Source organism: Morganella sp. EGD-HP17 (genome assembly GCF_000512315.2).
GTDB lineage: Bacteria > Pseudomonadota > Gammaproteobacteria > Enterobacterales > Enterobacteriaceae > Morganella > Morganella morganii.
Genome location: NZ_AZRH01000005.1, coordinates 56,954 through 79,894 on the forward strand (window position 1 = coordinate 56,954; position 22,941 = coordinate 79,894).

Annotated in this window: 23 protein-coding genes; 11 read left to right on the forward strand and 12 right to left on the reverse strand. The window is 52.0% G+C overall.

Features of this window, described 5'->3' with window-relative positions; genetic code table 11:
* On the reverse strand, window positions 1–1,095 hold the full coding sequence (locus X965_RS07050) for a lytic transglycosylase domain-containing protein (RefSeq protein WP_004237514.1): 1,095 nt from the start codon (window positions 1,093–1,095) through the stop codon (window positions 1–3).
* Between the two features lie 37 nt (window positions 1,096–1,132).
* A complete protein-coding gene (locus X965_RS07055) occupies window positions 1,133–1,417 on the reverse strand; it encodes a YcgL domain-containing protein (RefSeq protein WP_015422698.1) in 285 nt (94 codons plus the stop codon).
* Between the two features lie 159 nt (window positions 1,418–1,576).
* Between X965_RS07055 and minC the strand changes: the two genes are divergently transcribed.
* Genes minC through minE form a run of 3 tightly spaced genes read left to right on the forward strand, consistent with a single transcriptional unit; the run spans window position 1,577 to window position 3,419 of the window.
* The gene (gene minC / locus X965_RS07060; protein ID WP_036417551.1) at window positions 1,577–2,287 is read left to right on the forward strand and encodes a septum site-determining protein MinC; all 711 of its coding nucleotides are present in this window, start codon (window positions 1,577–1,579) and stop codon (window positions 2,285–2,287) included.
* A 22-nt stretch (window positions 2,288–2,309) separates the two neighbouring features.
* A complete protein-coding gene (gene minD, locus X965_RS07065; protein ID WP_004237510.1) occupies window positions 2,310–3,122 on the forward strand; it encodes a septum site-determining protein MinD in 813 nt (270 codons plus the stop codon).
* Between the two features lie 3 nt (window positions 3,123–3,125).
* Window positions 3,126–3,419 (forward strand): cell division topological specificity factor MinE, encoded by a 294-nt coding sequence (gene minE / locus X965_RS07070; RefSeq protein WP_004237509.1) that lies wholly within the window; start codon window positions 3,126–3,128, stop codon window positions 3,417–3,419.
* Window positions 3,420–3,471: 52 nt separating this feature from the next.
* Here minE and rnd read toward each other — a convergent pair whose 3' ends face one another.
* The 5 genes from rnd to X965_RS07095 form a co-directional block, all read right to left on the reverse strand.
* Window positions 3,472–4,617: a ribonuclease D gene (gene rnd, locus X965_RS07075; RefSeq protein WP_004237508.1), complete on the reverse strand. Its 1,146-nt coding sequence runs from the start codon at window positions 4,615–4,617 to the stop codon at window positions 3,472–3,474.
* A 146-nt stretch (window positions 4,618–4,763) separates the two neighbouring features.
* Window positions 4,764–6,455: a long-chain-fatty-acid--CoA ligase FadD gene (fadD, locus tag X965_RS07080; RefSeq protein WP_036414727.1), complete on the reverse strand. Its 1,692-nt coding sequence runs from the start codon at window positions 6,453–6,455 to the stop codon at window positions 4,764–4,766.
* 304 nt (window positions 6,456–6,759) lie between these two features.
* Window positions 6,760–7,350 carry a Slp family lipoprotein gene (locus X965_RS07085; RefSeq protein WP_004237505.1) on the reverse strand — a complete coding sequence of 197 codons (591 nt, stop codon included), beginning with the start codon at window positions 7,348–7,350 and terminating at the stop codon, window positions 6,760–6,762.
* Between the two features lie 85 nt (window positions 7,351–7,435).
* Window positions 7,436–8,137, reverse strand: coding sequence for a tRNA (adenosine(37)-N6)-threonylcarbamoyltransferase complex dimerization subunit type 1 TsaB (tsaB, locus tag X965_RS07090; protein WP_036417553.1), 702 nt, complete (start codon window positions 8,135–8,137; stop codon window positions 7,436–7,438).
* 84 nt (window positions 8,138–8,221) lie between these two features.
* Window positions 8,222–10,147 carry an ATP-dependent DNA helicase gene (locus X965_RS07095; RefSeq protein WP_015422697.1) on the reverse strand — a complete coding sequence of 642 codons (1,926 nt, stop codon included), beginning with the start codon at window positions 10,145–10,147 and terminating at the stop codon, window positions 8,222–8,224.
* A 100-nt stretch (window positions 10,148–10,247) separates the two neighbouring features.
* On the opposite strand from X965_RS07095, the gene X965_RS07100 reads away from it, so the two are divergent.
* A complete protein-coding gene (locus tag X965_RS07100; RefSeq protein WP_004237501.1) occupies window positions 10,248–10,592 on the forward strand; it encodes a RidA family protein in 345 nt (114 codons plus the stop codon).
* 167 nt (window positions 10,593–10,759) lie between these two features.
* Here the strand turns inward: X965_RS07100 and lsrK are convergent, their stop codons facing one another.
* Window positions 10,760–12,355 (reverse strand): autoinducer-2 kinase, encoded by a 1,596-nt coding sequence (gene lsrK, locus X965_RS07105; RefSeq protein ID WP_036417555.1) that lies wholly within the window; start codon window positions 12,353–12,355, stop codon window positions 10,760–10,762.
* Window positions 12,356–12,440: 85 nt separating this feature from the next.
* Window positions 12,441–13,391, reverse strand: coding sequence for a transcriptional regulator LsrR (gene lsrR, locus X965_RS07110; RefSeq protein WP_046024608.1), 951 nt, complete (start codon window positions 13,389–13,391; stop codon window positions 12,441–12,443).
* A 309-nt stretch (window positions 13,392–13,700) separates the two neighbouring features.
* Between lsrR and lsrA the strand changes: the two genes are divergently transcribed.
* From lsrA to lsrG, 6 genes are all read left to right on the forward strand, one after another.
* Window positions 13,701–15,263 carry an autoinducer 2 ABC transporter ATP-binding protein LsrA gene (gene lsrA, locus X965_RS07115; protein WP_036417557.1) on the forward strand — a complete coding sequence of 521 codons (1,563 nt, stop codon included), beginning with the start codon at window positions 13,701–13,703 and terminating at the stop codon, window positions 15,261–15,263.
* Window positions 15,257–16,261: an autoinducer 2 ABC transporter permease LsrC gene (lsrC, locus tag X965_RS07120; protein WP_004237497.1), complete on the forward strand. Its 1,005-nt coding sequence runs from the start codon at window positions 15,257–15,259 to the stop codon at window positions 16,259–16,261. The genes lsrA and lsrC overlap by 7 nt, the downstream gene beginning before the upstream one ends.
* Window positions 16,258–17,262, forward strand: a complete 1,005-nt coding sequence (gene lsrD, locus X965_RS07125; protein ID WP_004237496.1) for an autoinducer 2 ABC transporter permease LsrD — start codon at window positions 16,258–16,260, stop codon at window positions 17,260–17,262. The genes lsrC and lsrD overlap by 4 nt, the downstream gene beginning before the upstream one ends.
* 41 nt (window positions 17,263–17,303) lie before the next feature.
* Entirely contained in the window at window positions 17,304–18,320 is a 1,017-nt protein-coding gene (gene lsrB / locus X965_RS07130) for an autoinducer 2 ABC transporter substrate-binding protein LsrB (RefSeq protein ID WP_015422696.1), read from the forward strand.
* A 65-nt stretch (window positions 18,321–18,385) separates the two neighbouring features.
* Complete coding sequence (gene lsrF, locus X965_RS07135; protein WP_004237494.1) at window positions 18,386–19,267, forward strand: 3-hydroxy-5-phosphonooxypentane-2,4-dione thiolase; 882 nt, start codon at window positions 18,386–18,388, stop codon at window positions 19,265–19,267.
* 3 nt (window positions 19,268–19,270) lie between these two features.
* A complete protein-coding gene (gene lsrG / locus X965_RS07140; RefSeq protein WP_015422695.1) occupies window positions 19,271–19,570 on the forward strand; it encodes a (4S)-4-hydroxy-5-phosphonooxypentane-2,3-dione isomerase in 300 nt (99 codons plus the stop codon).
* Window positions 19,571–19,754: 184 nt separating this feature from the next.
* On the opposite strand, the gene X965_RS07145 is transcribed toward lsrG, so the two are convergent.
* A complete protein-coding gene (locus tag X965_RS07145) occupies window positions 19,755–20,045 on the reverse strand; it encodes a hypothetical protein (protein WP_036417559.1) in 291 nt (96 codons plus the stop codon).
* A gap of 336 nt (window positions 20,046–20,381) precedes the next feature.
* Here X965_RS07145 and X965_RS07150 point away from each other — a divergent pair, with 336 nt between their 5' ends.
* Complete coding sequence (locus tag X965_RS07150; protein WP_036417561.1) at window positions 20,382–21,239, forward strand: hypothetical protein; 858 nt, start codon at window positions 20,382–20,384, stop codon at window positions 21,237–21,239.
* A gap of 27 nt (window positions 21,240–21,266) precedes the next feature.
* Here X965_RS07150 and X965_RS07155 read toward each other — a convergent pair whose 3' ends face one another.
* Together X965_RS07155 and msrP are read right to left on the reverse strand one after the other, a co-directional pair.
* On the reverse strand, window positions 21,267–21,881 hold the full coding sequence (locus tag X965_RS07155) for a sulfite oxidase heme-binding subunit YedZ (protein ID WP_036417562.1): 615 nt from the start codon (window positions 21,879–21,881) through the stop codon (window positions 21,267–21,269).
* The gene (gene msrP / locus X965_RS07160) at window positions 21,881–22,885 is read right to left on the reverse strand and encodes a protein-methionine-sulfoxide reductase catalytic subunit MsrP (RefSeq protein ID WP_004239433.1); all 1,005 of its coding nucleotides are present in this window, start codon (window positions 22,883–22,885) and stop codon (window positions 21,881–21,883) included. The genes X965_RS07155 and msrP overlap by 1 nt, the downstream gene beginning before the upstream one ends.
* Window positions 22,886–22,941: the final 56 nt, after the last annotated feature.

Consider the following 22,941-nt stretch of genomic DNA (forward strand, 5'->3'; position numbering starts at 1 on the left):
TCAGCGGATTTCCGCACCGACATTATCTGCCATCAGCGAAACGCTGAGTGCAAAGAAATACGAGCGGTTCCAGTGCATGATGGTGATAAAGTTCTGTGTGACCAGATACACCCGCTCCTGCTTATCTTCCGGTACGACTAACCACATCGGGGTCGATTCCGGCAGGTTTGCCTGTGCAGGGAGTGTCACACCCAGGGCCTTCCACTGCGCCAGTGTTTTGCTCTGGTTTTTCTTTGTTCCCTCAATGCTGCGGTCAAAGCCTGCGGGAACAGTCACTTCATATCCCCACGGCAGCCCTTCTACCCAGCCTTCAGTGGCCAGATAATTCGCCGTGGAAGCAAACACATCCGCTTTGTTATTCCAGATATCCACCACGCCGTCACCATCACCGTCCACGGCATAAGTCAGATAGCTGGCCGGCATAAACTGGTTTTGTCCCATGGCTCCGGCCCAGGAGCCTTTCAACTGCTGATCTGCCGGGATATGTCCCTGGTCGATAATCTGCAGTGCTGCGATAAACTGTTTAATAAACATCTCTTCGCGGCGGCCTTCATAGGCCAGGGTTGCCAGGGCGGAAATCACATCTTCTTTACCCTGATAACGACCGAAACCACTTTCCAGTCCCCACAGGGAGACAATATATTCCTGCGGCACGCCGTAACGCTGACTGATACCGGATAGCAGCGCCGCATTGGCATCATGCTGTTTTACTGCGGCGCTGACAGCGCCTTTGGTCACACGGCGGGCCAGGTAATCATCCAGCGTGACTTTTTTCTCAGGCTGGTTTTTATCAGACGTTATAACACGTTCGATAAAATGAAAATTCTCAAAAGCGCGGGTCAGTGTGGATTCTTTAATACCCTCCTGACGTGCCATCGCTTTCAGCTGTTCAGCATAGGCCGGAAATTGTTCTGCTGTCCGTGAGTCAGCCGGAAATTCCCGCTGTAAATCCGCCACGGACAACCGTGCAGCGGCCGGCTGCTGCACTGCCGGAGCATCAGCCGTTAATTTGGCCGGTGATACCGGTGTCTGAGATGCACTGCATGCCGTCAGCGATGCCGTAATAATCACGGCGCTTAATAATGTCAGGCGCATAGCGATATCCTTTCTGGTTATTTCGCGGGGATTATTATTAGGATTTATCCTGAATATTCAGTGTATCCCGGTATTCCGATAACAGATCTTCCACCGGTGGCGGGAACTGCAGATAATAACCGGCATCTGTCAGTTCCTGTTTCACTTTCTCAATATCCGCATTGGCCAGTTTATCGCGGTTTGCAAGGTTGATCAGCATGCTGAAGACGGGCTTGCCGAAACTTTTCAGCAACTCTTCCGGGACACGGGAAAAATCATCTTTCTTTTCGATGAACAAATAGGTTTGATCGCGGTTCGGACTTCTGTAAATTGCACACAACATTGGAATTATCCCGTTTAAATCAAATCGTGACTTGCCAGTAAATGGCACTAACTATAACATGCTATTGTTTTTGATAATATCGTTACCCGGCATTGCGTCGCTGCAATGCAATTTATATATGGCTGAATAGCGGGCCGCTAATTATACTGAGTCGGACAGATGTCACCATCGCCAATTGATCTTAAAGGCAGTAACTTCACACTTTCGGTTCTTCATCTGAATAATGAGGATCCTCAGATTATTGAACAGGCTGTGCGCGAAAAAGTCAGCCAGGCGCCGGCCTTTTTCCAAAATGCTCCTGTTGTGCTTAATGTCAGCCAGATTTCATCCGGCGCGAACCTGAAAATTATCTGCCGTGCCGTCACTGACGCCGGTTTGCGGATTGTCGGGATCAGCGGCTGTCAGGATGAGAAAATGCGCCGGGCCGCAACCCGAAGCGGGCTTCCGCTGCTCAATGAGGGCAAGAGTGCCCGTGTTGCTGAACCGGAAGCGCCGGAGCCTGAAACACCGGCAGTATCATCCGCCGCAGATTCATCCTGCCGGAAGACCCGGCTGATTAATGTGCCTGTCCGTTCCGGCCAGCGCATTTATGCCCCGAACAGTGACCTTATCGTGACCGCCAATGTCAGTGCGGGCGCGGAACTCATTGCGGATGGTAATATTCATATTTACGGGCTGATGCGCGGACGTGTGTTAGCCGGTGCGGCAGGTGATACGGAAAGCCAGATTTTCTGCACCCATCTGCATGCGGAACTGATTTCTATCGCCGGACAATATTGGCTGAGTGATCAAATCCCGGGCGAATTCGCCGGGAAAGCGGCCAAACTCAGTCTGGTTAATAATGAACTCACTATCAACAATCTAATATAGACCTTTAACAAGGAATAATTCCATGGCACGCATTTTAGTTGTTACTTCAGGTAAAGGTGGCGTAGGCAAAACCACTTCCAGCGCGGCCATAGCGACCGGCCTTGCCCAGAAAGGAAAGAAAACCGTTGTGATCGATTTTGATATCGGTCTGCGTAACCTTGACTTAATCATGGGGTGTGAGCGTCGCGTCGTGTATGACTTCGTGAACGTTATTCAGGGCGATGCCACACTAAATCAGGCACTTATCAAAGATAAGCGGACTGAGAATTTATTTATCCTGCCTGCTTCGCAGACCCGCGATAAAGATGCACTGACCCGCGAAGGCGTGGAGAAAGTGCTGAACGAATTAGGTGAGATGGACTTTGATTTCATCATCTGTGACTCCCCGGCAGGGATTGAGAGCGGCGCACTGATGGCGCTCTATTTTGCTGATGAAGCCATTATTACCACCAACCCTGAAGTTTCATCTGTCCGTGACTCTGACCGTATTCTCGGGATCCTGTCCTCCAAATCCCGCCGTGCGGAACAGGGACAGGAGCCGATTAAAGAGCATCTGCTGCTTACCCGTTACAATCCGGGCCGTGTCAGCCGCGGTGATATGCTGAGTATGGAAGATGTGCTGGAAATCCTGTGCATCCCGCTTATCGGTGTGATTCCGGAAGATCAGTCTGTTCTGCGTTCATCCAACCAGGGTGAGCCGGTGATTCTGGATCAGGAATCAGATGCAGGTAAAGCTTATGACGATACCGTCGCCCGTATTCTGGGTGAAGATCGTCCTTTCCGTTTCATTGAGGAAGAGAAAAAAGGTTTCTTAAAACGCTTATTCGGGGGGTAAACCATGGCGCTGTTAGACTTCTTCCTGTCGAGAAAAAAACCGACAGCTAATATTGCAAAAGAACGTTTGCAAATCATTGTTGCAGAGCGTCGCCGCGGTGAATCTGAACCGAATTACCTTCCGGATCTGAAACGCGATTTACTGGCAGTTATCTGCAAGTATGTTCAGGTCGATCCGGAGATGCTGTCTGTCCAGTTTGAGCAGAAAGGCGATGATATATCCGTTCTTGAACTGAACGTCACGCTGCCTGAAGGCGATGAAGGCACGAAGAAAGACGAGACTGCAAAAAAAGAGTAGTTTTAGTGACTGATAATAACACGGCGGGTTACCCCGCCGTGTTTTTTGCTGTTTATTCCCCGGAGACAGCACTGACCTCAATACCGGCAACCACCTCTGCCAGAGCAGTCTCCAGCAATGGTTTACGCCAGCCGTTCAGCAGTTCCGGCTCTTCGGATGACGTTTTAAATCCCCACACTTTATTCAGATACTGGTTAATCTGACGGCGTGATGCCAGCAGCTCCGGACTGAATTGTTCCGCTTCGCTCAGCTCAGTAATGCGTGCTTTAATCGCCTTAAATGTTTTGCGGTATAACGGATGATCGGACACATTTTCCACCGGAGCCGGATAATCAGCCTCATTCAGTGCACGGCTTTCTTCCGTTAACGCCAGCAGGCGTCTGCCGTGACAGCGGATTTCCTGGCCGGTCAGCCCCAGTCCGTCCAGCTCGCCCAGCGAGGTCGGCATATAGCGCGCCACTTTCCACAGATGTTCTTCACGTACCACAAAATTGACCGCCATATCACGCTGACGCGCCTGTTCCAGCCGCCATTGCGCCAGTTTCTGTAAACAGGCCAGTTGCTGCGGACGCAGTTGTGCGGCACCGCTGAAATCGCGGTAAGCTTCCGCCGGGTCAGTCTGGGTAATACGGCGCTGCGCCATCATGGCACACTCTTCTTCCGCAGAAGCCAGGTAACCGGCCGCACGGACTTTTTCTGTCAGTTTTTCCGCCAGCGGCAACAGGTAATACACATCCGCCGCTGCATATTCACACTGTTTTTCTGTCAGCGGACGCGCCAGCCAGTCAGTGCGGGATTCACTTTTATCCAGGGTAACACCGAGGTAGGTTTCCACCAGCGTGGCAAACCCGCAGGAGAGCGGATGCCCGGTAAAGGCGGCCAGCACCTGGGTATCCACCAGCGGCTGCGGCACACATCCCATGCTGTTGAAAAAGACTTCGATATCCTCACTTCCGGCATGGAGATATTTGATCATATCCGGTGCAGCCAGTAAGGTTTTCAGCGGTGTCCAGTCAGTGATCCCCAGCGGATCGACCAGTGCGAGATGCTCCCCGTCATAAAGCTGAACCAGACCGAGATGCGGATAATAGGTTCGTATCCGGACAAATTCGGTGTCCAGAGCAAGATAAGGTTTGCCGGTAACCTGTCCGCAATAGGCGGCAAGGTGTGTATCGCTGGTAATCAACTGATAATTCAAAACAACTTCTCTTAGTCTTTGACGACGTGGTTAAGTGATGTGATACAGAATAATTCAACAGATCAGAGTATTTCAATCAATAGTCGTAACAGAACAGATAAACGCCGGTTTTAACCGGCGTTATTATTCTGCGGCCTGATGTGGTGTCATGCAACCGGCTGAACATCCGTTTTGTGCTTTTCCTCATCGCGCAGTTCGCGGCGCAGAATTTTACCGACATTGGATTTCGGTAATTCATCACGGAATTCAATGATTTTCGGGACTTTATAACCGGTCAGATAACGGCGGCAGTGCAGACGCAAATCATCTTCTGTCAGTGATTTATCTTTACGGACCACAAAAATCTTCACAGTCTCACCGGAGCTTTCACTCTCCACGCCGATAGCAGCACACTCCAGCACTGCCGGATGCAGCATGACCGCATCCTCAACTTCATTCGGATAGACGTTGAAGCCGGACACCAGAATCATGTCTTTTTTGCGGTCAACAATGTGCAAAAAACCGTTCTCATCAAACTGCGCGATATCCCCGGTGGCGACCCAGCCATCTTTCAGCACTTCAGCGGTGGCATCCGGGCGGTTCCAGTACCCTTTCATCACCTGCGGACCACGGACCCACATTTCACCCGGCTGCCCTTCCTGTACATCCGTGCCGTCATCATCCAGCAGGCGGATCTCAGTGGACGGTACCGGGAATCCGATACTGCCGCTGTAACTTTTCAGGTTATGCGGGTTGCCGGCGACCAGCGGGGAGCATTCTGTCAGCCCGTAGCCTTCCAGCAGATGTTTGCCGGTCAGTTTTTCCCAGTTTTCCGCCACTGCTTTCTGCACCGGCATACCGCCGCCGACAGAAAGATTCAGGGTGGAGAAATCGAGTTTGTGAAATTCCGGATTGTTGATCCAGGCATTAAACAGGGTGTTTACCCCGGTAATAGCCGTGAACGGGTATTTGCTCAGCTCTTTAATCGTTCCGCTGACATCACGCGGGTTAGTGATAAGCAGATTACGGCCGCCGATTTCAATAAACAGCAGGCAGTTCACTGTCAGTGCAAAGACGTGATACAACGGCAGTGCGGTGACAATCAGTTCTTTGCCGACATTCAGCTCCGGAATATAGGCCGCCCGCGCCTGCTCAAGGTTTGCCAGCATATTGCGGTGGGTCAGCATCGCGCCTTTAGCCACCCCGGTGGTACCGCCGGTGTATTGCAGAAATGCCAGGTCTTCACGGTGAATTTCCGGTTTGACATACTGCATGCGGTAACCCTGATGGATAGCGCGGCGGAATGAGATAGCATCCGGCAGGTTATATTTCGGTACCAGACGCTTGATATATTTGACCACAAAATCCACCAGCGTGGCTTTCGGACGGGAAAGCTGATCACCCATACGGGTCAGGATCACATGGCGGATTGGCGTGTTATAAACGATTTTTTCGAGGGTGTGTGCAAAATTGGAAACAATCACAATCGCGGCACAGCCGCTGTCATTTAACTGATGTTCTAACTCTCTTGGTGTATAGAGGGGGTTGACGTTCACCACCACCATCCCTGCACGCAGGATCCCGAATAAAGCTATCGGGTACTGCAGTAAGTTCGGCATCATCAGCGCGATGCGATCCCCTTTTTTCAGGCCCAGTCCGTTTTGCAGGTAAGCGGCAAATGCGCGGCTTCGCTCTTCCAGTTTCCGGTAGGTCATCACCTCGCCCATATTGATAAAGGCGGGCTGGTCCGCAAAGCGTGATACCGCATTCTCCAGCATCTCTGCCATTGAGGCATAGGTGTCAGGATTGATATCTGCCGGGACATCTTCCGGATAGTGTTTAAGCCAGACTCTTTCCAAGGTTTTACTCCTGATTATTGCTGCTCATCTCATGACCCGCCGGTGTTAACAAAATATTTACATAAATAAAGTATTTACATAAAACGGCGTTTTCGGATAATTTTTCTGTTTCAGGTTGAGAGTCACATCACTAATTTGTTTTATAAAGCCAGATAACAATCGAGGCGGCAAATGCCGCCTCTTAATCTATTCACTGTAACAAGCTGAGGATAATCATTCCTGCTTATCGTCACGGGCGGGATTATACACTCAAATCCGCATTTATGCTGAACTTTAAGGTTACCGTACCCGCAAATCCGCGCGATTAAGGTACTAAATAATCCTGCACCACTGCCGGTCCCGGCGGATAATACCAGCCGCCGCCATAATAGCCGCCGCCGTAGTACCCGTTATGCCAGCGCCACGGATCCGGACCATACACCGGCGGCGGCATAATCACCTGCCGTGCCTGGTGCCAGCGCTGGAAACCAGTGACATCAATCACCGGGAAAGTATAAGGAACATCGCCTATCTTACCGGCTTGTGTACCGTTCATCAGCCCGACCACCGTGACATACTGGTCGCGGAAGTTATCCGGCTCCATAAAACTGTTGATCCGGGCATACATCCGGCCGGTGATCGTTGAACCGAGGAATGGCGCACCGGTGCTGTTCAGCGGCATCACCGCGATTTCCAGCTGTGTCATATCCGGCTGATTCTGCACGCTGAGTACCCGCCCGCCGAAACGCGCTTCCATCCCTTTGTAAGCCTGCGGCGCTTTCTGAACGGCCTGAAAATCCGTCAGCATCGTGGTGCCGCTGCCCTTAATGGATTCCGGTACTGTGGCGCAGCCGGCCAGCGCCAGTGATAAAATCACAACACCATACTTCAGACTGCCCCGTAAGCGATTCATCATGATATGAGCTCCTGTGACGGATAGTATTCATTTATTGTGGCTGATGATTGCCGGTTCAACAATTGACACAGGCTATTTTTTTACGTTATTCCCGGCCCGGTAATTTCTTCCAGGTCACTTCGTTGCGCAAATACACCGGCTCTGCCGATTCAGGGGCAGATGTTTCCCCGCGGCGCAGTGCATTCAGTGCAGGCGGCAGCATATCCTGTGCATGCGGCAGCGTAATCTCTGTCATTTGTGTGCTGAGGGTCAGCGTTTCCTGCATCTGCGGATACGCCGCCCAGCCGGTGCCTGCCAGTCCCCATTCGCCGGTGAGTGCGGCACAGCGGGTGACAAAATCAGCCGGTTTCAGCACTGCTTCCGCCAGTTCCTGCCGGAAAATACCCTGCTCATCACGGACATACGCCGCGCAGTACACTTCATCCATGCGGGCATCAATGGCAACCAGCACACGGGAGAGCCCGGCAGTACGGAAAACCCCTTCCGCCATGGTTTCCAGTGATGAGACACCGATCATCGGCAGCTCAGCGCCCAGCGCCAGACCCTGCGCGATCCCGACACCAATCCGCACGCCGGTAAAGCTGCCCGGCCCCTGACCAAAGGCCAGTGCATCAAGATCACGGAGAGAGAGATTCTGCTGTGCCAGCACCGCCTGCACCATCGGCAGAATGCGCTGTGTGTGTTCGCGGGGGGTGACGGCAAAATCGGCGGTGATCTCACCATTGTTGTAAAGTGCAACAGAACAGGCTTCTGTTGCTGTATCTAAGGCTAAAATTCGGCTGGACATGCCATAACTCCGGCAAATAAATAAGGTTTATGGTAACAAAAAAATCACGGTAACAGTGACTTTTATTGCGAAACTGATTCAGTGTTATTCCGCTGTGCGGCGCTGTGACTGCCGTGCTGCCAGAAATTCCGCAGCTTTGGTCAGCGAACGGGTCCGTGGCGACGGCGGCAGACTTTTCAGGAAGATTTCCCCGTAAGGCCGCATAACAATCCGGTTATCACAGATCACAATCACGCCGTAATCCTCCGTATCACGGATAAGCCGCCCGACCCCCTGTTTAAGGCTGATCACCGCATCCGGGATCTGAACATCACGGAACGGATCGCCACCGCGTACCTGACAATCTTCCATGCGTGCTTTCAGCAGCGGGTCATCCGGTGCGGTAAACGGCAGTTTGTCGATGATGACACAGGTCAGTGCATCACCGCGCACATCCACCCCTTCCCAGAAACTGGCGGTGGCCACCAGCAAGGCATTACCGGAGGAGATAAAATCACGGAGCAGCTGTGTTTTACTGGTTTCCCCCTGCACCAGCACCGGCAGTGTCAGTGACTGGCGGAATTCGGCGGCGAGATCACGCATCATCTGGTGTGAGGTGCATAAAAAGAAACAGCGGCCACGGTTATGGTTGATCAGCGGGCGCAGTTGTTCCGCCAGCTGTTTTGCCGCACCGTACTGATTCGGCGACGGCAGAAAACGCGGCACACAGAGCAGAGTCTGTTCCTGATAATTAAACGGGCTCGGCAGGATCAGGGTTTCGGCGTTATCCAGCCCGAGGCGGCGGGTAAAATGGTGCAGATCATCATTCACCGACAGTGTCGCGGATGTAAATACCCACGCCATTTTCTGATTACTCATCATTTCGCGGAATTTGTCTTCCACGGTCAGCGGTGTCAGTGCCAGCAGGAAATGACGTCCATAGCTTTCAAACCAGTAACTGTAACCGGGGATGGAAACATCTTTCAGCCGTTTGAGCCGGTTGCGGTACAGGGTCGCCCGTTCAAACGCCGCATCCAGCATGGCAGAGCGGCCGAGAGAGAGCTTCATCACGTCATAACAGAGTTCCAGCGCATCATCGAGCAAGGTGAGCGCCCGCTGAAACTGCGGCTGTGCCAGCAGTTCCCGCAGATTACCGCGAAAACCGGTATCACCGAGTGCCAGCCGGAAATCCTGCACACTCATCGTCAGGCGATCCGCGCATTTCTGTAACTGCGCCTGGTCACGCAGCTCGCTGCGGTAGGCTAATGTGATATCGCGGGTCAGATCAAATAACTGACGGCTGCTGAGCTGCTGACCGAAATACTGACTGGCGATATCCGGGATCTGATGCGCCTCATCAAAAATAATCACATCCGCCTCAGGGATAAGCTCCCCGAAACCGGTGTCTTTCACCACGCGATCCGCCATAAACAGATGATGGTTGACCACCACCACATCCGCTTCCAGTGCCTTGCGCCGGGCTTTCAGTACAAAGCATTCTTTATACTGCGGACAGTCGCTGCCGAGGCAGTTATCGTTGGTACTGGTGATCAACGGCCAGACCGGGCTGTCTTCCGGAATATCGTGACAGGTGGTGATATCCCCCAGTTCAGTCGCTGTTGCCCAGCGCCGCGCTGCCACTATCTGCGTGAGCGTTTCCGGCTCCATATTAATATCGCCGAGAGTCTGCTGCTCCAGCCGCTCCAGACAGAGATAGTTCGAGCGCCCTTTGAGCAGTGCCACCCTGCCGTCATAATCCAGCGCCTGAATAATGGTGGGGAGATCGCGGTTATAGAGCTGATCCTGCAACGCTTTGGAGCCGGTGGAAATAATAGTTTTCTTTCCGGCACGCAGCGCGGGTACCAGATAGGCAAACGTTTTGCCGGTCCCGGTTCCGGCTTCCGCCACCAGTTGCCCCTGCGTTTCAATTATCCGGCTGATCGCCGCCGACATAGTGACCTGGGCTTCCCTCGGCTGAAAACCGGGAATGACACGGGCTAAGCGGCCGTTTTTTGCAAAATCGTCTGACACGCGCGTTCTCTTCTGACAAAATAGGCGCTAATTATGCCAAGGGTTGAGCAATAGCACCACCTTGCCGTGTAAGAAACTGGATATATTTACAGGAGAGAGAATGACAATTCAGCGAATTGATCCGGAAGACCGCTGGTCTGAAGCGGTTGTACACAACAACACCGTTTATTACACCAGTGTTCCGGAAGATCTGAGCGGCGATATTACTGCCCAGACCACCAGTGCCCTGCACGCGATCGATAAAATTCTGGCCCGCGCCGGTTCAGATAAAAGCAAAATCCTCGATGCGACCATTTTCCTGGCAGACAAAGCCGATTTTGCCGGTATGAATACCGCCTGGGATGCATGGGTCGCGAAAGGCAGTGCGCCGGTTCGCTGCACCGTGGAAGCTGCTCTGATGCACCCGGATTATAAAGTCGAAATCAAAGTGATCGCAGCAGTCTGAGTGTTGAAAAAAGCTCTGCCGGTCAGGTACTGAGCCGGTAACGGGCAAAGGAAACGAAAAGCATGCGAGCCATGGATGGCGAGCCTGAGCGTACAGGGACTGTATTCACAGCGACTTTTCGTTTTTGCCCGTTAACGGCCCTCTCCGGAGCCGGATTATACCCCCGGTTATTTCAGCCCCGGCGCCTTCCACATCGATGTTGTCAGGCCCGAATCCACCAGCGAAAGCTGATCCGCATATACCTTCTGCCAGTTCTGTTTGGCTTTGTCATAAACCTCGCGGTGTGCCGGATTTGGCTGATACTCATGCTGCCACTGCACCAGACGCTCACCCGCCGTCACCACATCATCATATAACCCGACACCCGCTCCGGCGGCGATCGCACACCCCAGCGCCGTGGCTTCTTTGACAACCGGTACCCGTACCGGCACACCGGTAACATCCGCCAGGATCTGGCTCCACAGTTTGCCTTTCGAACCACCACCGGCGAACACCAGTGAATCCGCTTTCACACCACTGAATTTTGCAATCAGATCAAGATTGAGGGATGAAACAATCGCTGCGTTCTCCTCCAGTGCGCGGAACAGCGAGGCTTTGTTACTCTTTTCCGCATCAATGGAGAGGTTAATAAAGGAAGGCGCAGCGTGATACCAGGATTTAAAGCGCATCACATCGGAGAAAATCGGCATAATACCGTGAGAGCCGGCAGGCACACGGGCCGCCATATCTTCCAGTAATGAGTAAGTGTCCACGCCGAGACGTTCAGCGATAATTTTTTCTTCCGCGCAGAACGCATCACGGAACCAGCGCATCGTCAGGCCGGTAAAAAAACTGATGGATTCCGCCTGTACCATCCCCGGGATCACATGTGGGTTGATGCGGGTATTCATATCCGGATCGGTGACCGGTGCCGGTAAATTCACCACCTGCTGCCAGAACGTGCCGCCGAGCACCGCAGTTTGTCCCGCTCTGACCACGCCCAGCCCGAGGCAGCCCAGTTGAACGTCCCCGCCGCCCATCACCACCGGCGTGCCTTCTGCCAGACCGGACTCTTTCGCGGCATTCGCTGTGATATAGCCCAACACGGTACCGGTTTCTTTAACCGGAGAGAGAATATCCGCGCGCAGCCCGGCCATTTCCAGCAGGCCAGGCCGCCAGTCACGGGTTTTCAGATCCAACATCCCGGTGGTACCGGCATTGGAAGGATCAACTGCCAGCTCGCCGGTCAGTTTGCAGGCCAGCCAGTCGCTGATCATAGTGAGTGTGCCCGCCTGACGGTAGATATCAGGCCGGTGATGTGCCAGCCACAGCAGACGCGGCATAGCACCGAGGGCTAAAGTCTGGCCGGAGCACTGATAAACATCATATTCAAAAGTGTTATCGTACAGCTCTTTTAATTCACTGACTTCATGGCTTGAGCGCGCATCCACGTTGGCACATGCCCAGATCGGTTCGCCGTTGCGGTCATACAGTACAATGCCTTCACGCATTGAGCAGGCCGCCACCCCGGCAATCGCCGAAGCAGGCAGACCGGCATTTTTCAGCGCCAGCGCAATACAGTGACACGCCAGCTGCCAGTTCACCGGCAGATCAAATTCCATCGAGCCCGGTACATCCGGCAGCTCATTGTGACGCCACTCCGCCTGTCCGACCGCCACCTGATTGCCGTGAAGATCAAAAATAACGGCTCTGATACTGCCTGTTCCCGCATCCAGCGCCATCAGGTATTTTTCTGATGAGCCGCTGCCCGTAATCTGATTCATGTCGCCATCCTCACAAATTCAATTGGACTGATACCGTTACACCATGAAATACAGCGTGATTTTCGTCTGCGGGACAGTCAGTGCATCAGGTTAATAATGTCAGCATCACCCGTGCCGTCTGCTCGTCTGTCACCAGGGAGTTGATATAGCCCCCCAGCAGTGCCGCCACAATCACCTCGGCCTTTTCCTCACCGCCCGCCACTCCGACCACCGTCGGAATATTTTTCAGTTCTGCGGGGGTGATACCGATAAGTTCGCGGTGCATCTCCACTTCTTCTGTCAGTTCCCCTTCGCGCCCGATAAAGTAGCCGAGGATATCCCCGACCGCCCCGCGCCGTGCCAGCATCAGTTGCTCACCGCTGCTGATATAGCCGGAACGCATAATGGTCGCATCCTGTTTCTGATTCACAGCGCCCAGGCCGACAACGGCAATATCAGCTGCACTGGCTGCCATCAGCACATCCTGCACGCTGCGTTCCTGACGGAATGTCGCTGCCACTGCGGCACTTGATGCCCGCAGCGGTGCCGGAATAATGCTGACCGGGCAGTTGGCATCAAGCTGGCCGATGCCGGTCATGTACTGCCCGACGCCGCCGGAGAGAGTCACCAGACGGATCTGCTGCGAAGAGACAAACCCGCTCAGATGCTGCAATGTCGCCATTGCCGCCTCCCCAAACCCGACTGCCAGCAACTGGCCGGGCGAAAGCTGAGACATCAGCAGATGTGCACCGGCCACGCCGAGGCGGGTATGGATCTCCGGGCCGTTCAACGCCGGGAGTATGCGAATTTGTTTTAACGAAAATCTTTTTTTCAGAATATCTTCAAGTTCAAGGCAGCCTTCAAACCGGGAATTTATCTGTACCCGGATGACGCCGGACTGACGTCCTTTTTCGAGCAAACGCGAAACTTTCAGCCGTGTCAGACCGAGCAGATCCCCGATATCTCCCTGCGTGAGACCATCGTGGTAATAAAACCAGGCAATACGGGCCAATAACTCTTCTTCATTCATACTAAGTCCTGAGGCGTCATAGTCCATCGAAGAAACGGAGCTTACCGGGGCTGCTTTCGTGTTTTTTGAAACTGTTGTCATGTGAACTTTTGTTTTCCGTTTTTACAGATAAGCACCTTTTACAGAAATCTGCCAGAGGTGCAGGCCAAAATTTTGAACAAATTCTAACGCAGATCTGATTTTTTCACAAAATATGGCCGAAATATTGTCTTATTTGATTTTTATGGCTTACATTTATGAACAAATGTGTTTATAAATTATAAATGTTCATTTTATTGATGTTTTCTTAACCACATAACATCCGGCAGCAATACCCATAACACCAGAGGTGCCGTTATGTCAGAGAAGCAACACCCGATTCAGCCGCTGCTCACCGCCCGCGGAATAGCCAAACAGTTCTCCGGTGTGGTTGTCCTCAAACACATCGATTTCACACTGTTGCCGGGACAGGTTCATGCGCTGCTGGGCGGCAACGGCGCGGGAAAATCCACGCTGATGAAAATTATTGCAGGGATTGAACAGCCGGATGCAGGCACCCTGACGCTGGAAGGTCAGGAGATATCGCACCTGACTCCGGCGAAAGCCCATCAGCTGGGACTGTATCTGGTTCCGCAGGAGCCGCTGCTGTTCCCGAATCTGTCTGTGCAGGAAAACATTCTGTTCCGGCTGCCGAAACATCAGGCGGGCAAAGCCAAATTACAGCAAATGCTGACATCACTGCGCTGCAATTTTGATCTCAGTGCGCGGGCGGGCAGCCTGAATGTGGCGGATCAGCAGCTGGTGGAGATCATGCGCGGTCTGATGCGGGATTCCCGCATCCTTATTCTTGATGAACCGACAGCATCTCTGACCCCCGCCGAAACCGAACGCCTGTTTGGGCGGGTGCGGGAATTACAGCAGCAGGGTGTCGGGATTGTCTTTATCTCTCATAAACTACCGGAAATACATGCCATTGCCGATTATCTGAGCGTGATGCGTGACGGCAATATTGCGCTGGCCGGTCCGGCAAAACAGTTTTCCACTGATGAAATCATTCAGGCCATCACACCTGAAGCGAAGAAAAAGCCGCTGTCAGAGACGCAGAAGCTCTGGCTGGATCTGTCCGCCACCCGTAACAGTCCGCAGGATGATACGCCGGTGCTGGATGTCCGTAATGCGTGCGGCGAAGGATTCCGTAACATCAGTTTTGTTGTCAACCCGGGGGAAGTGGTCGGGCTGGCCGGTGTCGTCGGCGCCGGCCGGACCGAACTCGCAGAAACATTATACGGGCTGCGCCCGCTGATCGCCGGAGAGGTTTTCCTCAACGGTGACAATCTGCGCGGTGTCAGCAGTGAAAAACGCCTCACCCGGGGGCTGGTCTGTTTACCTGAAGACCGTCAGGCCTCCGGACTTTTCCTTGATGCCCCGCTCACCTGGAATATCGGTGCGCTGGTGCATAACCACCAGGGGCTGCTGGTCAACCGCTCGCGGGATGATGCCTTGCTCGAGCGTTACCGCCGTGCCCTCAATATTAAATTCAGTGACGGGCAACAGACGGTACGCACGCTGTCCGGCGGTAATCAGCAAAAAATCCTGATCGCCAAATGCCTCGAAGCCAATCCGTCACTGCTGATTATTGATGAACCGACACGCGGCGTGGATGTCGGCGCCCGTAATGACATTTATCAACTGATACAAAGTATCGCACAGCAGAATGTGGCAATTTTACTGATCTCCTCTGACCTCGATGAAGTGGTGGCGCTGGCTGACCGCGTGCTGGTGATGCATCAGGGGGAATTCTCCGGGGAATTGCAGCACAACGAGCTGAACACCGACACTATTATGCATATGGCGTTCGGCGAACACCGCCCGCAGACAGAAACAGAAAGCAGCCCGTTACAGGAGGCCGCATCATGCTGAAATATATCCAGAATAACCGTGAAGTAACGGCACTGCTTGCTATTCTCTGCCTGTTTGTCCTGCTCGGCGGCATGGAAACCCGTTATTTCAGTCTGCAAACCGTCACCATGATTTTCGGCAGTGCGCAAATCCAGATGCTGCTGGCCATCGGTGCCACCCTGGTGATGCTGACCCGTAATATTGATGTGTCTGTCGGATCCACCACCGGGCTGTGTGCAGTGATTGTCGGTATCGCGCTGAATGCGGGACTGCCGCTGACGGTGGCGATCCTGCTGACTGTCGCTGCCGGTCTGCTGGCCGGATTCTTCAACGGCATCCTGGTCACCTGGCTGCGGATCCCCGCCATTGTTGCCACCCTCGGTACGCTCGGGCTATATCGCGGCATTATGCTGCTGCTCACCGGCGGAAAATGGATTGAAGGTTTACCGGCGGAACTGAAAGATCTGTCAAAACCGGTCTTCCTCGGGCTGTCGCCAATCGGCTGGTTTATTATCCTGCTGATTATTCTGATGACCCTGTTCCTGTCCCGCACCACCGCCGGACGCGGTTTCTACGCCACCGGCGATAACTTACAGGGCGCGCGCCAGTTGGGTGTGCCGGTTGATCGCACCCGCATCATTGCCTTCTCTGTAAACGGCATGATGGCGGCACTCGCCGGGATTGTGTTTGCCTCACAAATCGGTTTTATCCCGAATCAGACCGGTAACGGCCTTGAAATGAAAGCCATCGCCGCCTGTGTGCTGGGCGGGATCAGCCTGCTCGGCGGCACCGGTACCATCGTCGGCGCTATCCTCGGTGCCTATTTTATGACTCAGATTGACAGTGTGCTGGTGCTGCTCAGATTGCCGGCCTGGTGGAATGACTTTATCGCCGGCTTTGTTTTACTCGCGGTTCTGGTCTTTGACGGCCGTCTGCGTGTGGCGCTGGAGAAAAACCTCCGCGCCCAGCGCTATGCCCGGTTCCTTAATCCTTCCGCACCGCAGGAGGCGAAAAAATGAGCATCACCAAACGTTACGGCTGGGAAATTGCCCTGGCGCTGCTGATTGTCCTCGAAATCCTGTTATTCGGTATGGGTAACCCGCGCCTGCTGGATGTCAATGTGCTGCTGTTCAGTACCAGTGACTTTATCTGTATCGGTCTGGTGGCGCTGCCGCTGACGCTGGTGATTGTCAGCGGCGGGATGGATATCTCCTTCGGCTCCACCATCGGGCTGACCGCTATTGTGCTCGGGATCCTCAATCAGGCCGGTGTACCGATGATTGCCGCCATTCCGCTCACTCTGCTGACCGGCGCACTGTGCGGCCTGATTAACGCCCTGCTGATCCTGTTTACCGGGGTTAACCCGCTGGTGATTACGCTCGGCACCATGTATCTGTTCGGCGGCTGTGCCTTGCTGCTCTCCGGCCTGTCCGGTGCGACCGGTTTTGAGGGGATCGGCGGCTTCCCGGCAGCCTTTACTGATTTTGCTAACCTTGATTTACTCGGTATTCCGCTGCCGCTGATCATTTTTGTCCTGTGTGTGCTGGTGTTCTGGTTTTATCTGCACCGTACCCATCCGGGCCGTAATGTCTTTTTAATCGGGCAGAATGCCCGTGTCGCACGATACAGTGCTTTCCCGGTGACACGCACTATCTGTCTGCTGTATGCGATGGTCGGTGTCAGTGCCGCACTCGCCTCTGTCATTTTAGTGTCCTATTTCGGCTCTGCCCGTGCGGATCTCGGGGCATCGTTCCTGATGCCTGCTATCACCGCTGTTGTACTGGGTGGTGCCAATATTTACGGCGGTTCCGGCTCTGTATTAGGCACCGCGCTGGCTGTTTTGCTGATCGGCTTTTTACAGCAGGGATTGCAGATGATCGGCGTACCAAATCAGGTCTCCAGTGCACTCTCGGGTGCGCTGCTTATTGTTGCCGTTGTTGGTCGTTCCGTTTCTTTACACCGACATCACATCCTTGGCTGGTGGGCGCGTAAACGCAACAGGCAATTCGTATCAGAGTAAAACACGTTTGTTATCACAGATTTGACGAAATGGAGAAAACCATGAAACCCATCATGAAAAAACTGGCGCTCGCCACTGCATTAAGTCTCGCATGTGTTTCCTGGGCGAATGCAGCAGAAAAAGTCGCCTTTATTCCTAAACTTGTCGGTGTCGGCTTCTTTACCAGCGGCGGCCAGGGTGCTGTGGAAGCCGGGAAAAAACTCGGTATCGATGTCACCTACGACGGCCCGACCGAGCCGAGTGTGTCCGGTCAGGTGCAGCTTATCAACAACTTCGTTAACCGGGGCTATGACGCGATTATTGTTTCTGCCGTTTCGCCGGACGGGTTATGTCCGTCACTGAAACGCGCTATGCAGCGCGGTGTGAAAGTCCTGACCTGGGATTCCGATACCAACCCGGAATGCCGCTCCATTTATATCGACCAGGGCACACCGAAACAGCTCGGCGGCATCCTGGTGGATATGGCTGCGGATCAGGTGAAGAAAGAGAAAGCCAAAGTCGCCTTCTTCTATTCCAGCCCGACCGTAACTGACCAGAACCAGTGGGTCAAAGAAGCGAAAGCGAAAATCGAAGCCGAGCATCCGGGCTGGGAAGTCGTCACCACCCAGTACGGTTATAACGATGCCACCAAATCCTTACAGACTGCCGAAGGTATTCTTAATGCCTGGAGTGACCTGGATGTGATTATCGCGCCGGATGCCAACGCCCTGCCGGCGGCGGCTCAGGCCAAAGAGAACCTGAAACGTAACGATGTGGCGGTTGTCGGGTTCAGTACCCCGAACGTGATGCGTCCGTATGTGGAGCGCGGCACAGTTAATCAGTTCGCGTTATGGGATGTTGTCAAACAGGGCGAAATTTCTGTCGCCGTGGCTGATGCACTGATGAAAAAAGGCGAACTGAATGTCGGCGATAAGATTACCGTCGCCGGTGTCGGTGAAGTTGAAGTCTCCCCGAACAGTGTTCAGGGCTATGACTACGAAGCAAAAGGCAACGGGATTGTGGTACTGCCTGAGCGCGTGATCTTCACCAAAGAGAACATTAACAACTATGATTTCTGATGTAGTTGCTGATTTAACCAATGGCGCGGGCACCCTCCGCGCCAGTTTAACCAGGGGAGAATTCCATGGCTGATTTAGATGATATCCGTGACGGCAAAGACTTCGGGCTTAATACGCCGCAAAAAAACACCCTTTATACCCTCAAAGGCTGCGGTTCGCTGGATTGGGGTATGCAGTCGCGTCTGGCCCGTATTTTTAATCCGCAGGATAATAAAACGGTCATGCTGGCCTTTGACCACGGCTATTTCCAGGGGCCGACCACCGGCCTTGAGCGGATTGATATTAATATCGCCCCGCTTTTTGAGCATACCGATGTCCTGATGTGTACCCGCGGGATCCTGCGTGCCCAGGTGCCGGTCACGACCAACAAACCGGTGGTGCTGCGGGCATCCGGCGCTAACTCCATCCTGACCGAACTCTCCAACGAAGCGGTTGCGGTGGCAATGGATGATGCGGTACGCCTGAATGTGGCGGCGGTTGCGGCTCAGGTCTATATCGGTACTGAGCATGAACACCAGTCCATCAAAAACATCATCAAAATGGTGGATGCGGGGATGCGTGTCGGTATGCCGGTAATGGCAGTGACCGGGGTGGGTAAAGATATGGCGCGTGATCAGCGTTATTTCTCACTCGCCAGCCGTATTGCTGCAGAAATGGGCGCTAATATCATCAAAACCTACTTTGTTGAGGAAGGTTTTGAGCGCATCACCGCCGGTTGTCCGGTACCGATTGTCATTGCAGGCGGTAAAAAATTGCCGGAAAACGAAGCTCTCGACATGTGTTTCCGCGCCATTGACCAGGGCGCATCCGGGGTGGATATGGGCCGGAATATTTTCCAGTCCGAAAACCCGGTTGCCATGATGAAAGCGATCCGTGCCGTTGTGCATGGCGGTGAGAGTGCAGCACAGGCTTATCAGCTGTTCCTGAGCGAAAAGAACAAGGGGTAAATTTTGAACGTAACATTAGTGGAAATTAATGTGAAACCCGGCAAAGTGGATGAATTTATTGCCGTTTTTCGTGAAAACCATCTGGGATCGATAAAAGAGCCCGGTAACCTGCGTTTTGATGTGTTACAGGACCCGGAAGTGGAAACCCGCTTTTATATCTATGAAGCCTATGCCGATGATGCGGCCGTGGCGGCACATAAGAAAACCCCGCACTATTTACAGTGCGTGGAAAAGCTGGAAGACCTGATGACCGGCCCGCGTAAGAAAACTGTCTTTATCGGGCTGATGCCGGAAGTGAAATAAGCATATCCTGTTTGATCTGTTAAGTGACCGCACAATGGCGGTCACTTTTTTGTATTGATTATTCATTGTTTCATTTTTATGGATGATTATTTATCTTATTTTTTTATTTTTCCCGAAAAATCGGATTAATAAAATATAATACGCATGTTCATAATTGCACTCAAAAATAACAAGCATGTATTTTTTAATCTATCTCATATTTTCCTTCTGACATAAAATCGGGCTCAATCCATTTTGGTCCTTTCATATAAAGGCCGCCTTTCTCTTCTCCGCACATTATTTTTTCTTCATTCAGAAGCCGGTGCGTTTCGCGGAGAATCATAATATTACACGACTCATATTTATCCGGGCCATTATGACGATAAAAAAAACGATCTATTGCCGGGTAAATAAGACCACTTTCACGCCTGGCAACCAGAAACAGGATAACATCTTCCATCGATTCATTTTTTACCATTTCATTGTAATCAATCATTTTACATATTTTTCTCTCATAATAAAATCTGACTCAATCCATTCATCTCCTCTTCTGAACGCCATTCACAATGAATATGCTGTATCAGCTATATCATACATATTATCAGCAGCATTACTTTAAAATCTGCCTGCAGGTGATTTTATCTGGTGATTCTTTTCCGGACAATACTGAAATGCGTTACTCTGACTTTCTAAAACTGTTGTTTCGGCGAATATCATTAAGAGAATTTCAGAATAAATAATGCAGATTGTCTGTTTGTCTGGTTGCCTGAACGGAATAACTCCCTTACCATCGAAATAAATGAATCTGAATTTATAGCTTTCCGGAGAAATCGTGAAAAAACTCACAGTAACCTGCTCAGTTCTGCCTTTGGCGCTGTTTTCCGCTGTTTTCGCCCTGCCGTCTTATGCCGCAGAAACTGACTGCCAGCCGATATCTGAACAGACCCGGCTCAATCATATGAGGATGATGGGGCTTTCTTACCTGAACGGACCGGTAAAATCATCCTCCATGGTCACCGACAGCGACCAGCAGGACAGCGATATCAGGATATTTTCTGCCAGTAATGTGACACTGTCACCCTGCGGACAGATCACTCACTATGATTTCATCCGCAGAAGTATGCAATACGGCATGACCTTTGATATACAGGTAGCCGGAGCGGAAACCGCTGATGCCATCAGTATGGAATACCGTTTTTCCTCAGACGAAGTCGGCCGGAAAAAAGAGCGCCCGACCATCAGCCGGATTATCCTGCTCAAAGATGCACAACAAGTGATTAGCGGCTACCGGACAGAAAATTTTATTGAGGGCAACAGCACTATCCTGACCGAAAACGGCGCTGTGGAATACCGCGATGGCAATATACATTCTGTAGTGATAGACGGCGAAGTTCTCGCCAAACCCTACAGTATGATCTTTGAATATGACAGTGCCGGCCGGGTAACCCGTATTTACACCACGCCGACCCTTCTCAGTAATTACCATTTTACCTACAATGAGAAAGGCGGCCTGGATAAAGGAACAGAAAGAACGGAGTCGATCGGGATCGTCACCGGTAATGATATTCAGTGTACAGAATGGGATACCTATCAAAACTGTACCGCAGGGCTCTGGCTCCGGCATATTAACGGTGAACCGGCCGGTGAAGTACCTTTCCGTACCACTTATGAGTATTACAGTGATAAATAACAGCAGAAGACAATCAGCATAATCGTATTACCCGATTTTATCGGGTAATACCTGTTCTTTACTTCGCTGCTGCCGGCGATGACAGTACGCCAGAATAACCAGTACCAGATAAATGGCCGGTTCCGGTGTATCTGTCTTCGCTGCTAAAATATAGTGCGTAATAACAATAAACAACAACGGATACAGCAAATTATGAATTCGTTTCCACCACCGGCCTGATAAGTTGCGTATCCGGTCAGACGACGTCACTGCCATCAGGCACAAAATTAACCAGCCAGCCACACCGAGATTAAGATAAAAACGGGAAAGTATCTCACTGAAAAAGAGTGCCGTATTTTCTGCACCTATTTCAAGAAAAAAATAGCTGGCCAGATGCAGCGTTGCCCAGAAAAAACACCATAATCCGAGTAATTTTCTCACCTGATATAAACTGTTCAGCTTAAAATAAAAAGCAATCACCGGTATCACTGCGATAATAATAACTAAACGAAGTGCCATAATACCGGTGAAATGCTGAATGTCTTTTGCGGGATCTGCCCCCAGTACCCCGTAACTCACAGCATAAATAAGCCATACCAGTGGCAATACTGCCGTCATATGAAAAAAAAGTTTAACCACCGGGTAACGGAATAATTTCATCATCAGAAATATCTCCGCAAATCCATCCCTTTATATAATTCTGCCACGTCTTCTGCATACCCGTTAAACAGTAATGTCGGCTGCCGTGTTGTCCGGCCTAACCCTCCGGAGCCGATAAAACGTTCTGTAGCCTGTGACCAGCGCGGATGATCAACCTGCGGGTTTACATTGGCATAAAACCCATATTCACGGGGTGCTGAAAGATTCCATGTGGTCGGCGGCTCAGATTCTGTCAGGCGAATTTTAACAATGGATTTTATGCCTTTAAAACCATATTTCCACGGTACCACCAGCCGGACAGGTGCTCCATTTTGTTTCGGCAGTTCTTTTCCGTAAACACCGGTTGCCATCAGTGTCAGAGGGTGAAGTGCTTCATCCAGGCGCAACCCCTCAATATACGGATACTGAAGCCCGCCTCCGGTAAAACGGCTCTTTTGACCGGGCATTTGTTCCGGAGCGTACACCGTTTCAAAAGCAACATATTTCGCTTTGCTGTTCGGTTCCGCTGATAACAATAAATCTCTCAGAGGAAAACCAACCCACGGAATAACCATTGACCATGCTTCCACACAGCGCATCCGGTAAATACGCTCTTCGGCCTGAAATTTATGACGGATCTCATCGGCATTTAATACCAGAGGCCGGTTAACTTCCCCCTCAACCGTCAGTGTCCATTCATCCGTTTTCAGGGTATGTGCGTTTTCGGCCGGGTCCGATTTATTCAGGCCGAATTCATAAAAATTATTGTAACCTGTCACCTTATCCTCCGGCGTTAATACCAGATCGGACTGATACTTTTCAGGTTTTGTATAACTGAGGTCTTTTAAGATTATCTCCGGAACGCCGGGCTTATCATCGCCGGAAAACCACGAAAACAGACCGGCGCTGACTGACGGGCTGACCATTAATCCGGCCGTACCGGCACCTAATAATTTAAGCAGATTCCTGCGCTTCATCATAAAAACGGATTCCGGCGTAATCTCAGACGATCGTATTATTTTCTTCATGATGAGTCCCTGTATTCAACAATCACGGTGATAACATTCAGGAACTGTTATACCGC

Bases quoted from the DNA above. Each gene is read 5' to 3' on its own strand.
- minE (WP_004237509.1), top strand. From the start codon at position 3,126: ATGGCGCTGTTAGACTTCTTCCTGTCGAGAAAAAAACCGACAGCTAAT.
- lsrK (WP_036417555.1), bottom strand. From the start codon at position 12,355: ATGAATCAGATTACGGGCAGCGGCTCATCAGAAAAATACCTGATGGCG.
- minD (WP_004237510.1), top strand. From the start codon at position 2,310: ATGGCACGCATTTTAGTTGTTACTTCAGGTAAAGGTGGCGTAGGCAAA.
- X965_RS07085 (WP_004237505.1), bottom strand. From the start codon at position 7,350: ATGATGAATCGCTTACGGGGCAGTCTGAAGTATGGTGTTGTGATTTTA.
- lsrF (WP_004237494.1), top strand. From the start codon at position 18,386: ATGGCTGATTTAGATGATATCCGTGACGGCAAAGACTTCGGGCTTAAT.
- lsrA (WP_036417557.1), top strand. From the start codon at position 13,701: ATGTCAGAGAAGCAACACCCGATTCAGCCGCTGCTCACCGCCCGCGGA.
- lsrC (WP_004237497.1), top strand. From the start codon at position 15,257: ATGCTGAAATATATCCAGAATAACCGTGAAGTAACGGCACTGCTTGCT.
- lsrB (WP_015422696.1), top strand. From the start codon at position 17,304: ATGAAACCCATCATGAAAAAACTGGCGCTCGCCACTGCATTAAGTCTC.
- X965_RS07055 (WP_015422698.1), bottom strand. From the start codon at position 1,417: ATGTTGTGTGCAATTTACAGAAGTCCGAACCGCGATCAAACCTATTTG.
- X965_RS07155 (WP_036417562.1), bottom strand. From the start codon at position 21,881: ATGATGAAATTATTCCGTTACCCGGTGGTTAAACTTTTTTTTCATATG.
- X965_RS07100 (WP_004237501.1), top strand. From the start codon at position 10,248: ATGACAATTCAGCGAATTGATCCGGAAGACCGCTGGTCTGAAGCGGTT.
- tsaB (WP_036417553.1), bottom strand. From the start codon at position 8,137: ATGTCCAGCCGAATTTTAGCCTTAGATACAGCAACAGAAGCCTGTTCT.
- lsrR (WP_046024608.1), bottom strand. From the start codon at position 13,391: ATGGACTATGACGCCTCAGGACTTAGTATGAATGAAGAAGAGTTATTG.
- minC (WP_036417551.1), top strand. From the start codon at position 1,577: ATGTCACCATCGCCAATTGATCTTAAAGGCAGTAACTTCACACTTTCG.
- msrP (WP_004239433.1), bottom strand. From the start codon at position 22,885: ATGAAGAAAATAATACGATCGTCTGAGATTACGCCGGAATCCGTTTTT.
- lsrD (WP_004237496.1), top strand. From the start codon at position 16,258: ATGAGCATCACCAAACGTTACGGCTGGGAAATTGCCCTGGCGCTGCTG.
- X965_RS07145 (WP_036417559.1), bottom strand. From the start codon at position 20,045: ATGATTGATTACAATGAAATGGTAAAAAATGAATCGATGGAAGATGTT.
- X965_RS07050 (WP_004237514.1), bottom strand. From the start codon at position 1,095: ATGCGCCTGACATTATTAAGCGCCGTGATTATTACGGCATCGCTGACG.